This window comes from Halomonas sp. DP3Y7-2 (assembly GCF_019800795.1).
In the GTDB taxonomy this organism is placed as follows: domain Bacteria; phylum Pseudomonadota; class Gammaproteobacteria; order Pseudomonadales; family Halomonadaceae; genus Halomonas; species Halomonas litopenaei_A.
The window spans coordinates 91,171-106,704 of record NZ_JAHVKJ010000004.1 but is presented as its reverse complement, the minus strand read 5'-3'; the positions used below and the strand labels follow the sequence as shown (position 1 = coordinate 106,704).

The following is a 15,534-nucleotide window of genomic DNA, read 5'->3' as shown; positions in this document are numbered from 1 at the left end:
TGTCAGATTACCCCCTAATCTGAGGGCGCCGTGCCGCAAAGACAAGCGATTGTAGCGCGATCACTACCAGCGGCAGGGCCGCCATGGGAAGCAGCCACAGATTCAATGTCTGCCATCCCAGCACTCCCACTAGGGGGCCTGCTGCCAGGGCAGTGATGGCGGCGGTGGTGAACACCAGAAACTCGTTGAGGGCCTGGACCCGCGCTTTTTCGGCGGGCTGATAGCATTCGGTCAGCAGGCCGGTGGCGGGCAGGAAGGTAAAGTTCCAACCGAGGCCGAGCAGCACTAGGGTAATGTTGAAGCCGGCGATGGTCGAGGGCCCCAGGGCGGTGAGTGCGCTGGCCATCAGCAGCACACAGCCCAGGGCGATCATGCTCGGGGCGCCCAGGCGCTGGGTCAATCGCCCGGTGAAGAAGGACGGCACGAACATGGCCAATACGTGCCATTGGATCGTCATCGAGACATGGTGAAACGCGTGACCGTGGGTGGCCATGGCCAAGGGCGTTGCCGTCATGGCCAGGTTCATCACCCCGTAGCCCACCATGGCGCCGAGAATGGCCAGCCATAGCTTGCTTTGCCGTAACAGCTCGGCCATGGGACGGGCGGGCTCATTGCGCGCCTGGCGGTCAACGGGGGGAAGGGGAATGACCAGCAGCAGGCCAAGGGCGATCAGATAGAGCGCCCCCAGGCCAATGAAACTGCCGAGAAACGGGGTGATCGACGCGTCTTGGCTGAATCTGGCAAGCCAGGGGCCGAAAAACGCCGCCAGCACGCCGCCCCCCATCACCAGGCCGACAGCCCGGTCCCGTGCCTGGGCCGGAGCAATCTCGATGGCGGCAAAGCGGTAGAGCTGGCCAAAGCCAATGCCGATACCGATCGCGGTGGTAGCCATCGCGAAGCCGACGAAGTTGCCGGCGACCAGCGTCACGCAGGCGGCCACGGTGCCGCCAAGTCCGATCAGGTTGCCGATCACGAATCCGCGCTTGCGTCCCAGTCGCCCCATGATCAGTGATGCGGGCAGGGTGGCCAGCATCAAGCCAAGCCACTGGGTAGCGACCGGCAATGTCGACAGCCACGGCGTGGGAGCCAGGGCCTGGCCGATCAGCGGAGACACCGCGATCAGCAGGATGTTGCCGCTGACCAGCAGCGCTTGACACAGTGATAGCAGAACGACGCCGGTGGGCAGTCGCGGTTGAGTGGCGTCGTGCATGTCGGGGACTCCTGTGTGATGTATCAGATGACCGGTGGGGGACCAGGCGTCAGTTGGCTTGGGGGATAACGCGTCAGCTGGCTTCGGATGACGTGCCGAAGCGTGCTCGGTAGATCGAGGGTGATACGCCGTAGTGACGCTGGAACAGGCGTCGCAGCTGCTCGCTGGTGCCCAGGCGCCAGTGCGATGCCAGTTGCTCGAGTGACGACGCGCCACGAATCAGGTCCTGCCGGGCGGCCTCCAGGCGCACTCGGGTGAGGTACTCCATGGGCGTCGTGCCCAGTTGGCGACGGAACAGTCGAGACAGGTGGCGCGACGACATATGGGCCTGTTCGGCCATGCTATGCAGGTCCATATCGGTTGCCGGTGCCGCGTGCAGGCGCTCCAGCAGGGGACGCAGACGGCTGCCGCTGGCGTGTTGGCGGGCCAACAGCTCGCTGAATTGCGACTGGCCCCCAGGGCGGTGGACAAACATCACCAGTTCTCGGGCGACGGTGGCGACCACGTCTGTGCCTAGATCTGCCTCGACCAGTGACAGGGCCAGGTCGATACCCGCCGTCACCCCTGCGCTGGTGTAACGCCCGCGATCATGGACATACAGCGCATCTGCCTGCACGCGTACCTGGGGAAAGGTCTGGGCCAGGCGCTCGCAGTGCCGCCAGTGGGTGGTGGCGTCGTGATCGTCGAGCAGTCCAGCATCGGCCAGCAGAAAGGCGCCGGTACAGACCGACCCGAGCCTGTCCAGGCGTGGCGCCACTCGGTTGAGGCGCTCTCGCCAGCGGCCCTGTTGGCATTGCACAAAGACGCCGTGTCCTCCGGCCACCAGCAAGGTGGCGTTATCCACTTGGCCACCGTCGCCCGCCTCCCACTGAGGCCAGCCGAGGTCCGGTCGCAGGCGTAACCCGCCGTTGGACATGACCTCGTCGCCGCGCCCGATCAGCTGGAGGCGGTAGTGGCGGCGCCCAAGCACCTCATTGGTCGTGGCGAACACCTGCCAGGGCCCCGTGACGTCGAGCATCTGGCAATCGGGGTAGGCCAGCAGGGCAACGTCTTTAATGTCCATCATCGGGGTCTCGGCATGTCGTGGAAGCCGTGTTGATGATGGCGCCTGGTGAGGGTGGCGGCAAGGACAGGTACCCCACCGATCCGGACATGGGGCTCGCAATCAGCAACGCCCCGCTCCAGTGGGGTGGAGCGAGGCGTTGTGGAGGCGACTCGAGGGAGTGGGGGGCTTCAGCCAGCAAAGGCCACGTAGATGGCAATCACCAGCACGACCAGCAGGATGCCTGCGGGAACGGCGCCTTTCCAGGGTGTCAGATCCACGGCGCCGACGTCCTCCTGCTGCCAGGCGTCGGTGCGTGGGCGCCACTTGCCGATCAGCAGCATGATGACCACCAGCAACACGAAGACCAGCGCAACGAAATGGAATTCGTGCATCAGCACGGGCAGCTTGTTGAACGGGGGAATGAAGTAACCGGCAAAGATCATCAGACAGCCGCCGACCAGAGCGATCTTGGCGGCCATGGGCGGTACCCGCTTGGTCAGCAGGCCGACGACTACCACGGCAAGAATGGGGATGAAGTAGATGGCGTTCATTTTCTGCAGGTAGCCGAACAGGCTTTCCTGACCCGCCAGCAGGGGCGCAATGGTCATGGCCGAGATTGCCATGATCCAACCGAACACCTGGCTGGACCTGACCACCTGGGCCTCGCTGGCGTCCTTCTTGAGTACGGCCTTGTAGAGGCCCAGGCTGAACAACGTCGTGGTAGAGTTCAGCGCCGAGTTGAAGGATGACAGGATGGCGCCAACCATCACCGCGGCAAAGAAGCCTGTCAGCGGCGCGGGCAGCACGTTAAAGACCAGGTGGCCGTATGCTTCGTCCGCCTTGATGCCCTGGTCGGCATACAGGTGATAGGCAATGATGCCGGGCAGGACCAGGTAAAGCGGACCCAGCAGCTTGAAGAAGCCCGTCAGCAGCACGCCTTTCTGGCCTTCGGCCAGGTTCTTGGCGGCAAAGGTGCGCTGGATGATCTGCTGGTTGGTGGTCCAGTAGAACACGTTGATGAGAAAGACCCCGGTGAAGAGGGTAAAGAACGGTACGCTCTGGTCACTGCCCCCGATCGAGTTCATCTTCTCGGGGTTGGCCTGCTTGAGGATGTCCCAGCCGGCGAGAACGCCGCCACTGTCGCTGACGGCCTGCAAGCCGAAATAGACAATGACAAAGCCACCGACAAGTAGTCCGATGCCGTTGAGAGTATCGGACACGGCCACCGTGCGCAGGCCGCCGAACAGGGCATAGATGGAACCGATGATGCCGACAATCCATACCGTCAGCCATAGCAGCGTGGTACTGGATTCGATCCCGGTCAGTCCCGACAGGTCGAGCATCCCTTGCAGGCCGATCGCGCCGGAATACAGGATGATCGGCAGCAGCACCACCGCGTAGGCGATCAGGAAGATCACGTTGGTGATCAGCTGGGTGCCCTTGTCGAAGCGGATTTCCAACAGCTGGGGCAGGGTGGCGATCCCGCTCTTGAGGAAGCGCGGCAGAAAGAACAGTGCCAGCGCCACCAGTGCCATGACGGCGACCACTTCCCAGGCCATGACGCTAAGGCCATCGGTGAAGGCTGAGCCGTTCAAGCCCACCATCTGCTCCGTGGACAGGTTGGTCATCAGCAATGAGCCCGCAATCAGCGGGAAGGTCAGGCTGCGGCCAGCGAGAAAGAAGCCGCTGGTGCTGGAATGGTCGTCCCGGCGGGTGATCCGCCAGGTGATGAAGGCGACCAGGCCGGTAAAGAACAAAAAGGACGCAAAGGTCAGTAGGGGCATAGTGTCATCCTTGCAATCGTGTTCCGCGGTGGCGGCGTTCCCGCTGCGCGTGCCGTGGGGGCGACGACGGTACTGGCCGACCAAGGGGTCAGTGGTAGCGTCCCCCGCCGGTGCTAACCGGTGGTCAAGGGTCCCGGGACGCTGTATGCAGTATTGCAGCTGTATCGCTTCACTTGATGATCGGTATCGAGATCGCCCCTGCACATGCTGGTCGCGATGGCGGAGCCAGCGCGGTCAGGCCGCCTGAGGTGAACGCGCTTTTCCGTTTCTTAAAGGATTAAGTTCGTCGATATAGTGCCTGTTGGCAGCATGTTGGCTAGTTTATGTGGCTATCACGCTCGAGCCATACATCTTTTGTCTTAGCCGTGTGGTTCCGGAAGAACTGCTGGAACCGGCATAGGCTCAACGATGCCAAATAGTTGCAGCAATGTAGGCGTTGCCGCAATGATGAATCCGCAGGCGGCCAGAAGCCGCCCTGGCCAGCGATGGGTGCGAGCGATATGCAGACCCAGCAGGCAGACGACCAGGCCAGACATATGAAAGACGACCGCCAGCGAGCGAAGCAGTTCGAAGGGTGTCATGGGTGATGGGATCCAGCAGGTAGGTGGCCGGGTGAGTCACGCGAGCGAACACACAATGCCATCTTGGCGCGTCGTGGTGGTAGACCATCATCCGGTGCCGGCGCCCTAATGCCGGTAGCCGGGCGCCAATGGCAGAGGATTTCTGGGAGGGGGAGAATGCCATGTCAGTAGCGGTAGCGCGAGCCGATGAGGTCATCGAGTTCTGGTTTCACACGTTGACGCCGCGGCAGTGGTTTGCCAAGGACGCCGACCTGGACCAACGCATGCGCGATGCGTTCAGTGCGACGCTGTCTGCTGCCGCGTCTGCCGAGACCTGGCAGTGGCGTACCTCGGCACGCGGGCGTTTGGCGGAAATCCTGGTCCTGGATCAGTTCTCGCGAAACATCCACCGTGATAGTGCGCTTGCCTTCGCCTGCGATGGCCAGGCATTGGTGCTGGCGCAGGAGGCGGTGGCACAGGGGGCGGATCGGGTGCTGGATGTCGCCTGGCGTGCCTTTCTCTACATGCCCTACATGCACAGCGAGTCACTGCTGATACACGAGGAAGCCTTGCGCCTGTTTGACCAACTGGGACTGGAAAGCAATTTGCACCATGAGCACCGGCACCGGGAGGTACTGCTCCGCTTCGGTCGTTATCCTCAGCGCAACGCTGCCTTGGGGCGGCGTTCCACGCCAGAGGAAGAGGCGTTCCTCGCCGAGCCGGGAAATCGCTTCTGACGGTGACTCGGTGAGGCCAGAAGGCAGACGCGGTGAGTGAGGGCTCGCAAGCTGTGCGGGGCTGATGAAGGACAGGCATTGCGTTTTGCTGGTGGCTCCATGGTGGTGTGCGGTGGCGGTAGAGCACGGCTGTTGACCATCTAGGGTGGCCGCGGCAGGGGCTGCTGGTGCTTAGCCAGGCCTCCTCTTGCATGGTTCGAGATACAGATCGCTACTTTCGTATGCATGAATGTAATGGTATAGCTGTAGGTGCATGGGCGATGGCCTCTAGGGCACGCCTGAAGGTCTTGCTCCTCGGCCAAGGGATTTGCCGCTGGGGGGCTTGTACCGCAGAACCGCAAGCTTTCATTCAGCGACGAAGGAGAACGCAATGGGCTTTATCGCGTGGTTGATCATTGGCGGACTGGCCGGCTGGATCGCAGGCAACATCATGCGTGGCGGTGGTTTCGGTCTGCTTGGCAATATCGGGGTTGGTGTCGTTGGTGCATTGATCGGTGGCCTGCTGTTCAGCCTGGTTGGGCTTTCCAGTGGAGGATTCATCGGCTCACTGGTGACGGCCGTGGTAGGTGCCGTGGTATTGCTGTGGGGCGTGGGAAAGCTACGAGGTTAGCGTTCACTCACGACCGTTGAGGGGTGATATGGCCTTATAAGGAGCGTCATCATCGCCCAAACGCCAAGGGCCCGGTGCATTGCACCGGGCCCTTGGCGTTTGGGCGGGCTAGGCATCTCGTTACGCCGGTTCTCTTGTTCACGCCATGGCTGCCCGGTAGGCGCTCTTCGCCATGACGCTTACCGCTGAGGCAGCGTTGCAGGGTGTTTCAAAGCAGCGATAGAGGTTGCGGCCCGTGGTCGACAGATGATGAAGGTCGCCGTTTACCTGGTCGGGGAGGCATGCGGTGACGATATTGCGCTGATATGCAGGATACCTGTCATCGGGCTATCCATAGTGAGTCATTTTTCGATTGGTCGCCTGCGGTAACCGCTCGAGCAGACTTGCTATCACTCGGTTGCTCCGTTTTTACTCGATGATAACGTGCACCATGATGTGTTCTTCAAGATTGGGTCCGGAGTTAGTCGTTAGTACAACGGCCTTGCTGACTAGGTGAAGCCGTGTATTCGTTGTTTCTAGCTAGCAAACTATGTCGTCCACCGTATGGGATAAGCTTCCAATTAATGACGTGGGGTAAAGTATGTGTGCTCATTAATATAGAGGTGGAACGCTTTCTTTGCCTCATGGGTTTTGATCTAGGTCAAGTTTGTGATGGTTATGAGTGGTGTGGTCGTGTTAGAGATTTGCATAGTCGATAGGCAGCCTTTGAAGGATCCTTTCTCAAAATAGGCGAGGACAGTTGTGATAGTGAGAAGTGGCCTCAGATGCTGTGCATACTCATGTTTACCAGGTTTTCCAAGAATAAGGGGTATCAGATTGTGAGAAATTTTTTTATATTTATCATCGCGCTATGCTGCGTTTTCTTGATTTCAGCATGCTCAATAGCCCATTCCGAAAATATCGGGCCGCATAAATACAGAGTGACGAGTAGTGGTAATGTTTGGGCATCAAAATCGGATCACATGGACAATGTGAGAGAAGAGGCTGAAGAGGTATGTGGCGACTCGAACTATACCATAACGGGAAATGAGGATGATGCATTCGTCTCATCTGTTCCTAGTGTGGTAAATGGTATTCCCATGAGGATTCCTTCGACAGGGCTCGTCGCGGAGTTTGAATGCCACTAAATCGCCAATGTGGTGGTGGAGAAAAGCGAAGGTCGGGATACCTTCGCTTTTCTCATACGGGTAGGGCGCTGGAAGGGGCTTGTTATTGGGTTAAGTGGTGGGTTTGAAGTAGCAGCGCCATTATGTTGTGTTTAATTTTTGATCTTCCCTTGGCGCCGATGGCAAGCGCCATTCAGCCTGCATGACGGGCGGGGTCAGGCAGGGAGGGAAAGCGGGGTGGGTGTGCCTGCAGGTACGCGTGGCACGCCCTGAGCACCCTGACGTCATCGTACTTGCCTCCCGCCAGTTGAAAACCGACAGGCAGTCCCTGTTCGGTAAAGCCGCAGGGAACCGACGCTGCGGGCTGCTGACTGAGGTTGAAGGGGTAGGAGAAGGGCGCCCATTCCTCCCAGTCGCGCATGCCACTTCCCGGAGGCACCTGGTGGTGAATCTCGAAGGGACTGATGGGCACGGATGGGGTCATCAGCAGGTGATAGTCCTGATTGAACTGTTCCAGGCGCATCGTCAGGTCGGCCCGGGCGGCCTGGGCGCGGAAGAGCTCTACGGCCTTCCAGTCCTCTGCGCGCAAGGCATTCTCGTAAAGGCCGGGGTCCAGCTTGGCACGGTCGTCATCACTGAGCTGCGAGACCATCTCCAGTGAGGCGGTAAACCACAGTCGCTGAAAGATCCACAGGGGCGACGGGAGGTCTGGGTTGACCTCGCAGACCTCGGCACCCAAGGCTTCGAGGTGGTGGGCGGCCTCTCTGACCTTGGCGACGATCTGAGGGTCCACCTCGGCGAAGCCGAGATCGGTGGAGAAGGCGATGCGCAGACCGCGCAAGTCCTGGCCCAGGTCCTGGCCCCAGTCGCTCGGCTGACCTCGGGTAGCATAGGGGTCCACGTAGTCGTAGCGGCCAATGACGTTGAGCATGGCGGCGGCGTCTTCCACCGTGCGCGTGATCGGGCCGATATGGGAAAGCGTCGGGGCCTCCGCTGGCGGCCACTGCGGTGTCCAGCCAAAGCTTGGTTTGAAGCCGAAGACGCCGCAGAAGGCGGCGGGTATGCGAATGGAACCGCCAGAGTCGCCACCTTGATGCAGCACTCCCATGTTCAGGGCGGCAGCTGCGGCAGCACCTCCCGACGATCCGCCGGACGTCAGGCGAGTGTCCCAGGGGTTGCAGGTGGCACCGAACACGCGGTTATCGGTGACCGCCTTCCAGCCATCTTCCGGCGTGTTGGTCTTGCCCAGCAGAACAGCGCCGGCCTCTCTCAGTCGCCGGGCCGGTGGCGCATCAGTGTCACAGGGCTGACGAGACCCCAGCAGCGAGCCATTTGACGTTGGCATGCCCGCGACGTTGGTCAGGTCCTTGATGGAGACCGGTACGCCGTCGATGGGGCTGAGTGGCTTGCCTTGCCCCCATCGCCGCGCCGAGGCTGTTGCGGCTTTCTCGGCGCCTTCGGCATCGATATAGGTGTAGGCATTAACGGTCGGGTTAAAGCGCTCAATCCTGGACAGGGCGGCTCGAGTCGCTTCCAGCGGTGAGACGCTGCCATTGCGGTAATGTTCCGTCAGTGCCGCAACGCCCATATTGCCTAGTTCATCCTCTTGCATGGTCGGGTCCCTCGCGTCCATGAGTGAGGCTTTACCGTAGCTTGTTTGGGCACATTTTTTCCAATCTGGCTGCCCGCAAGGGCGAGCATTGCTGCTGTTTCACTGCCCCCAAACAACAACGCCACCGGCATCAGCCGGTGGCGTCGAGGCATGACGGCGGTGGGCCGTCAGCGTCTGAGCATTACGCCGTGGCGGCGGCAGTGCTGCCCAGCATGGCCTTGAGGTCGTTCTCGATGATGCCAAGGCCTTCTTCGAGAACCGCGTCCTCGATGGTGACCGGCATGAGGAAGCGAATGGTGTTGCCGAACATGCCGCAGGACAGCAGGATCAGGCCGTTCTCGCGAGCGCGCTTGCACAGTTCAGCGGCCAGCTCGGGGGCCGGCTGACCATCCTTGCCGTTCAGTTCGAAGGCGGCCATGGAACCGAGGTTGCGGGGGTGCACGACAGCGTCGAATGTCTCGGCCCACTGGGCGAAACGTTGTGCCAGCTTGTCACCCAGCGCGCGGCTCTTGGCCAGGATATCCTCTTCTTCGAACACCTCTAGTACCGCCAGGGTGGCGGCGCAGGACACTGGGCTACCGGCATAGGTGCCACCCAGCGAGTTGGCGCCGGAGGCGTCCATGTGCTTGTCAGTGCCGACCACTGCTGAGATCGGCATGCCCGCTGCCATGCTCTTGGCCATGGTCATCAGGTCGGGCTGAACGCCGCTGTGTTCGATGGCAAACATTTTTCCGGTACGACCGAAGCCGCTCTGAACTTCGTCGATGATCATCAGAATGCCGTGCTCGTCGCAGATCTCGCGAATCTTTTCGAGGAAGCTCTGCGGAGCCGGGTAGAAGCCACCTTCGCCCAGCACAGGCTCAAGCACGATGGCCGCGGTGTCGGCCGGGTTGGCGTCGGTCTTGAGTACCATCTTCAGGCGACGAATGGCTTCCTCTTCGCTGATGCCGTGCTCAGCGACCGGGTAGCCGGCGCGGAAGACGCAGCCCGGCATGGTGCCGAAGTCGTTGGCATAGGGAGCCACCTTGCCGTTCATGGCCATGGTCATGAAGGTACGGCCGTGGTAGCCACCGTCGAAGCAGATGACGTTGTTGCGGCCGGTCGCGGCACGCGCAATCTTGACCGCGTTTTCCAGCGCTTCGGCGCCGGAGTTGGCGAGCATGACCTTGGCATCGCCGCGCACCGGGGTGATCTCGGCCAGCTTCTCGGCCACTTTGACGTAGCCTTCATAGGGCATCACGGTCTGGCAGGTGTGCATCACCTTGTCCAGCTGGTCCTTGACCGCCTGGACCACCTTGGGGTGGCAGTGACCAATATTGAGGACGCCAATGCCGCCGGCGAAGTCAATGAAACGGTTGCCGTCGGCGTCCCACAGTTCCGCATTCTTGGCATGGTCTGCGAAGGCGGTCGCGGGGCTGGCGGCACCCTTGGCCACGTACTTTTGCTTGAGTTCGTTCAGTTGTGCGTTGGACATCTTCAGACTCCTTGTGCCTGCAGTGTGGAGAGAGTGTGTTCAGGGTAGACGTTAACGACAGGACGCGCAGTGCGCGTCCCGGCATATTTTGTGGTGAGGATGCACGGTCTAACTCAAGTGTTCCTCTGGCGTTCGTGGCATGAGGCAGACGGCTGGTCGCCCGGCTTTCACAGGCCGCCGACGCAGGCGTACTTGAGTTCGGTGTATTCGTCGAGGCCATGGCGCGAACCCTCGCGACCAAGACCCGACTCCTTGACGCCCCCGAAGGGCGCGAGTTCGGTAGACAGGATGCCTTCGTTGATGGCGACCATGCCGTACTCCAGCTGCTCCATGGTGCGCCAGATGCGACGGTAATCGCTGGCGTAGAAGTAGGCAGCCAGGCCGAACTCGGTATCATTGGCCATGGCGATGGCCTCATCGTCACTGCTGAAGCGGAAGATGGGGGCCAACGGGCCGAAGGTTTCTTCCTTGGCCACGCGCATGGCGGTGGTGACATCGGCCAGCACCGTGGGCTGGAAGAAGGTGCCTTCCAGAGCTTCACCACCGGTCACCAGACGCGCACCCTTGTCGAGGGCGTCAGCGATATGCGATTGCACCTTGTCCACCGCGGCCGCGTTGATCAGCGGGCCCTGGACCACGCCTTCTTCCAGGCCGTTGCCCACCTTGAGCTGGGCAACGCGCTTGCCCAGCTTTTCGACGAAGGCATCGTACACCCCGTCCTGAACCAGGAAGCGGTTGGTGCACACACAGGTCTGACCGGAGTTGCGGTACTTGGAGGCAATGGCGCCTTCCACGGCTGCGTCCAGGTCAGCGTCATCAAAGACGATGAAGGGAGCGTTGCCACCTAGCTCCATGGAAGCCTTCTTGACGGTATCTGCGCATTGGGCCAGCAGAATCTTGCCTACCGGAGTAGAGCCCGTGAAAGACACCTTGCGCACTCTAGCGTCACCGGTCAGCACGGGGCCCACTTCGCGAGGCGAGCTGGAGGTCACGATATTGATGACACCAGCGGGGATGCCGACCTCTTCTGCCAGCTTGGCCAGCGCCAGGGCGGTCAGAGGGGTCGCCTCCGCCGGCTTCACCACCACGGTGCAGCCTGCTGCCAGAGCAGGGGCGCACTTGCGGGTGATCATGGCCAGCGGAAAGTTCCACGGGGTGATGGCAGCGACCACGCCGACCGGTTCACGGAATACCAGAATGCGCTTGTCCTGGCCGTGGCCTGGCAGCGTCTCGCCGGCGATGCGCTTGGCTTCCTCGGCATAGAACTCGACAAAGGCAGCCCCGTAGGCCACTTCGCCGCGAGACTCTGCCAGCGGCTTGCCTTGCTCAAGGGTCATCAGCTCGGCGAGGGCTTCCTGATGGTCCATGATCGCGTTGAACCAGGCGCGTAGCAGTGCGGAGCGCTCCTTGGCGGTCTTGCGCTTCCAGCCAGCCCAGGCCTGATCAGCGGCGCCGATGGCCTCTTTCACCTCATCGGCACCGAGGTCCGGTACTTCTGCCAGAACGGCACCCGTGGCGGGATTGGTCACACTGAAGCGACGGTCGGTGGCACGCCATTGGCCGCCGATGTAAGCCTTGTCGATAATCAGGTCCTGAGCGTTGGACATGGGGGGGCTCCGCGAAAGTCAGGGAATAGGTGTTATCTCATGATTGACGAGTGTGCATTATTTGAAACATGGCGCCAAGGGGCGTGACCATAATTTTTTACGGCTGTTTGAAGAATCCGGTGGAAGCGCACAGCACGACCATCGTTCACCCCTCGAACAGGACATTGGCATCGGCGCGACGAGCAGTTTCCGGTACACTATGTCGCCGTCTTGTTGCCACCGCCTGCGACGTTGGCTCTGCGGCCACTGCGGGGTTGCCTGTCGACAAGCGCAGTTGTGTAGAGACGGCGACGCAACATAGTGAAGAGTGAAACCCCGTAGCAGGCTTCTGCCGGGCCGGCCTGATATTTGTGTTCCAGCGAGGTGAGACTTGGTTGATCCGCTCAATGCCTGGTGGGCGCAGCAACTGGTGCTGTGTGACTGGGCTTTCATGCCTGACCCTTTGACGTTGCCGGAAGAGGCGGCGCTTGAGCGCCTGGCTGCCATTGAAGTGGTGGATCGAGGTGAGCTGGCCTGGCGTCTGCTTGAGCTGGATGCGGCCGGTCATGCATCCGCATCGCAATTGCTGGCGTCTCTGGAGCTGATTGCGCTGGGTGGGGCTGCCGGTTGGCTGACAGCCGATGTCGCCCGGTCCTGGGCCGTCAATCGCTGCCGCGAGATTCAGCGCCGCTACGACAGCCTGGATGATTGGCTTGAGGCCCTGTGCGAGGCGCGTGGTCGGGAAGGCTGGTTGCACGGCGACGAAGGTTTGCTCGATGCCTGCCGAGCCTTGTCCAAGCTGGAGGGCGAAGGTGCTGGTATCACCTGGCCATTGCTGGAACAGGGCCTCGCCCAGGCATCTGTCGGGCCGCTATGGCCGGATAGTCCCGAGGATCGTGTCTGGCGCCTGCGTGCTGCCTTCTCTCCCGTGCTGGTCACGCCAGCCAGTCAGCACGACTGGCAGGGTGTCGATACCTGGCTGGCTGAGGTCTGGCAGATTCATTGTGTCGAGGATCTTGAGCGGGCGCTGCTCTGGCTGACGAGCCAAGGCGACCGGCAGGGGTGGGATATCGACGCCTCGCGACTGATGAGTGTCAGCACCGCAGAGCGACAGGCGTGGTGTGAAGGTCTTGGCCCCCAGGAGCGTGCCTACGGCCGCCTGCTGTGCCGTTACATCGACCAGGGCGAGCCGCTGGAGTGGGCCGCCTGGGACTGGCTGCGTGCGGTGGACCTGGCCTGGGCGGGCGCCTGCATGGGCTGGCTGTCCCCCAGCGACGCAGCTCTAATGGCCTATCACGCTGCCGACCTGGTGCAGCGTCGGTACAGTGATTGGAGCGCGTTGGCTCGGTCCTACCAGCGGGGGCGTGGGTTGTTCGAAGGTCAGGACCGGCTTCCCAGCTTGGCCGCGGACTGGCAATGGCTGATGGGCTCTCCCCTCAGCCCCTGGCAGGACAGTCTGGCGGAGCTGTTGGACGAAGGCATGATTGAGGCCTCGCGCGAGGCCGCCCGTGGCTTTCGTCTATCGCCGCGGCACTGGGTGCTCGCCCTGGCCTCGGTACGCGAGCCCGAACTGGCTGCGCGCCAAGGGCCGTCGCCGACACTGGTGCAGTCCCGCCGAGATGAAGCCCGCAAGTATCTGGTCGAGACGCTGGACCTGCATCCGGACGAAGGGGCCCGGGCATTGGTTCGCTACTGGTTACCGGCCCAGGCCCATCATCTTAACCAACTGGCGGCCGACGCTGCCCATCGTGCCTTGCCCTCCGCCCGAACCCCCTTTGGTGATGCGCCCGCTGGCGACATCTCCGGGCGTGACGGATTGGCCAAGGCCACGCGCCACTCGGCCACCATTCATATGGCGGAAAAGTACGCTTTCTACCTGTTGATGAGCATGGATAGTGAGCAGTTTGATGCCGCCAGTCTTGAGGAAATGGCGGCAGCACTGCGTGATGTCCTGTGCCGTTTTTACAGTTCGCCAAAGCGGCTACTCGAAGCGTGGGCGACCTGGGACAGTCTGCTACCGGAGCCTGAACAGCCGACGTTGAGTCATGAGATTCGCTGGCACCTGGACGATCCTGGCAGTCTGTTTCATTGGCTGACCTGGCAGGGCGGGGACTGGCGAGAGCCGGGAGAGCGGCCCAGTCTGATGCATTTTACGGCGCTGTCTCTGGTCGGACCTTTGAATACCGCCTCCTGGAGTCTGCCACAGCCAGAGAGCGATCGTGAGGGTGCGTCGATCCGCGATTGGATCGATGGCCATTACGGGCTGCATACGGCGACGGAGCTGATCGATTTCGTGCGCTTTCTGCTCGATGTGGGAGATCGTCAGGAGTATCAGATCAACTATGCGCCCTACACCCTGAATGCCGCGCGCTTGAACTCCGAGATTGCCACTCTTGAGTCCGGGGAGTGCAATGAGGAGGAGCGTAATCACCTGCTGCGCCTGCTGCGTGTTCGCGACAATGCCGACCATTGCAACGATATCGACATGTGTGCCTGGGATCTGGCACAGGCCGTCGACCTTGCCATTGCCGGTCGACAGCTTGGGTGGCTGGCACAGCCAGACTTTCTGGCCCTGCTTGAACGGGCCTATCAGTTGGCATCTACCCACTATGCCGGCTGGCAGGACTACGCAAGAGGGCTGTACGCAGGATTCTCGTTCTTCATGGGTGAGACGCCAGAGCGCGAGTCATTTCTGGCCAGTTTTCGACAGGCTTTGATCGCCTGGTTGTCGGGAGCTCCACCCCTCGCGGGAACCTGGGCGAGCCTGGACTTTCCGGGGGCGCGCCCGCGACACTGGGCACCTCTGCATATTGATACTTTGCCGGGAGATGGTCGAACCCTGCACTGATCGTCTTGGAACAACAGAAAAAAAGTGCCAAAAAATTGTCCTGATCTATCGTCATAACAGATTATTTTGGCTACTATCCATGAGAACTTTCGTCAGACCCCCCGTAAAGAAGGGGGTCGTCGATCCACTAGCGTAGCTGAGGGTATTGTGGCAGTGGCACTAGTGCGTCACTTCCACAGGGGCTCTTGGGCGCCGGATCTGTCGTCAGCGGGTCCGGTTCAGGGAATGAGGTGTGTGTCGCATGAGCGTCGCCCAGACCTGCCGCGTGACAGCGGCTATGATGATGCTTGGCCTGTTGGTCGGATGTGCGAGTCAACAGGATACTGCCCAGAACGATTATTTCAGCAGAGACATGCCGACATTGGCGGAGCGAGCCGCCTCGCGAATGTCACCTGTTGAAGTGCCCAATACCGGCGGCAGCTTCCTGGATGATCCAGCCGCCGCGATTCGTGAGGCCCTGATGGCAGAACACGATCGCTGGGCGGGAACGCCCTATCGGTTTGGTGGCACCAACATGAGTGGCATCGACTGTTCGGCGCTGGTGCAGAACATTTTCAGCGACGCCTTCCAGGTCGAGCTACCCCGAACCACCGGCAGCCAGCTCCACATGGGCGAACCCATCACTCGCGATCAGCTGTCCCCTGGTGATCTCGTCTTCTTCAAGCCTCCTGGCAATCGTCATGTCGGCATCTACGTCGGGCAGGGGCGTTTTCTGCACGCGTCTTCTTCACGTGGTGTCATGATTTCCAAGCTCGACAACAGCTACTGGCGCCGCTACTACTGGCAGGCGCGCCGCCCGCTCGAGCCGACACATCTGAGCATGCGACAGTTTGCCTACAGCCCGGCACAGTTTGGCGGCTGATAGCGCTTGATGGCGGACAAGCGGCTGCTCAGGTCACTGGTCATGGCCTGCGCCCCATGATGCTGTCCTGTGAATCGTTAGATGGACATAAAAGAGGCAA

General features: G+C 61.2%; 11 protein-coding genes. 4 read left to right on the top strand and 7 right to left on the bottom strand.

The features are described from left to right. Positions 1 to 7: 7 nt before the first annotated feature. From KUV45_RS05140 to KUV45_RS05125, 4 genes are all read right to left on the bottom strand, one after another. Positions 8 to 1,186, bottom strand: a complete 1,179-nt coding sequence (locus KUV45_RS05140) for an MFS transporter (RefSeq protein WP_222164283.1) — start codon at positions 1,184 to 1,186, stop codon at positions 8 to 10. Positions 1,187 to 1,283: 97 nt separating this feature from the next. Beyond that, a complete protein-coding gene (locus KUV45_RS05135; RefSeq protein WP_224852169.1) occupies positions 1,284 to 2,276 on the bottom strand; it encodes a GlxA family transcriptional regulator in 993 nt (330 codons plus the stop codon). Positions 2,277 to 2,443: 167 nt separating this feature from the next. Continuing rightward, positions 2,444 to 4,039: a solute:sodium symporter family transporter gene (locus tag KUV45_RS05130; protein ID WP_222164245.1), complete on the bottom strand. Its 1,596-nt coding sequence runs from the start codon at positions 4,037 to 4,039 to the stop codon at positions 2,444 to 2,446. Between the two features lie 359 nt (positions 4,040 to 4,398). After that, positions 4,399 to 4,620, bottom strand: a complete 222-nt coding sequence (locus KUV45_RS05125) for a hypothetical protein (RefSeq protein ID WP_222164244.1) — start codon at positions 4,618 to 4,620, stop codon at positions 4,399 to 4,401. Between the two features lie 161 nt (positions 4,621 to 4,781). On the opposite strand from KUV45_RS05125, the gene KUV45_RS05120 reads away from it, so the two are divergent. Both KUV45_RS05120 and KUV45_RS05115 read left to right on the top strand, forming a co-directional pair. Continuing rightward, complete coding sequence (locus KUV45_RS05120) at positions 4,782 to 5,336, top strand: DUF924 family protein (RefSeq protein WP_222164243.1); 555 nt, start codon at positions 4,782 to 4,784, stop codon at positions 5,334 to 5,336. 370 nt (positions 5,337 to 5,706) lie between these two features. Beyond that, positions 5,707 to 5,946, top strand: a complete 240-nt coding sequence (locus KUV45_RS05115; RefSeq protein WP_206944395.1) for a GlsB/YeaQ/YmgE family stress response membrane protein — start codon at positions 5,707 to 5,709, stop codon at positions 5,944 to 5,946. A 1,299-nt stretch (positions 5,947 to 7,245) separates the two neighbouring features. Here the strand turns inward: KUV45_RS05115 and KUV45_RS05110 are convergent. The 3 genes from KUV45_RS05110 to KUV45_RS05100 all read right to left on the bottom strand — a co-directional run bounded on the left by KUV45_RS05110 (position 7,246) and on the right by KUV45_RS05100 (position 11,745). Then, positions 7,246 to 8,664 (bottom strand): amidase, encoded by a 1,419-nt coding sequence (locus KUV45_RS05110; RefSeq protein WP_222164242.1) that lies wholly within the window; start codon positions 8,662 to 8,664, stop codon positions 7,246 to 7,248. Positions 8,665 to 8,845: 181 nt separating this feature from the next. Next, a complete protein-coding gene (locus KUV45_RS05105; RefSeq protein ID WP_206944392.1) occupies positions 8,846 to 10,138 on the bottom strand; it encodes an aspartate aminotransferase family protein in 1,293 nt (430 codons plus the stop codon). A gap of 167 nt (positions 10,139 to 10,305) precedes the next feature. After that, positions 10,306 to 11,745, bottom strand: a complete 1,440-nt coding sequence (locus KUV45_RS05100; RefSeq protein ID WP_206944390.1) for an NAD-dependent succinate-semialdehyde dehydrogenase — start codon at positions 11,743 to 11,745, stop codon at positions 10,306 to 10,308. Positions 11,746 to 12,115: 370 nt separating this feature from the next. Here KUV45_RS05100 and KUV45_RS05095 point away from each other — a divergent pair, with 370 nt between their 5' ends. Together KUV45_RS05095 and KUV45_RS05090 are read left to right on the top strand one after the other, a co-directional pair. After that, complete coding sequence (locus KUV45_RS05095; RefSeq protein ID WP_222164241.1) at positions 12,116 to 14,572, top strand: DUF1266 domain-containing protein; 2,457 nt, start codon at positions 12,116 to 12,118, stop codon at positions 14,570 to 14,572. Between the two features lie 385 nt (positions 14,573 to 14,957). Next, a complete protein-coding gene (locus KUV45_RS05090) occupies positions 14,958 to 15,434 on the top strand; it encodes an NlpC/P60 family protein (RefSeq protein ID WP_308126695.1) in 477 nt (158 codons plus the stop codon). The last annotated feature ends 100 nt before the right edge of the window (positions 15,435 to 15,534 follow it).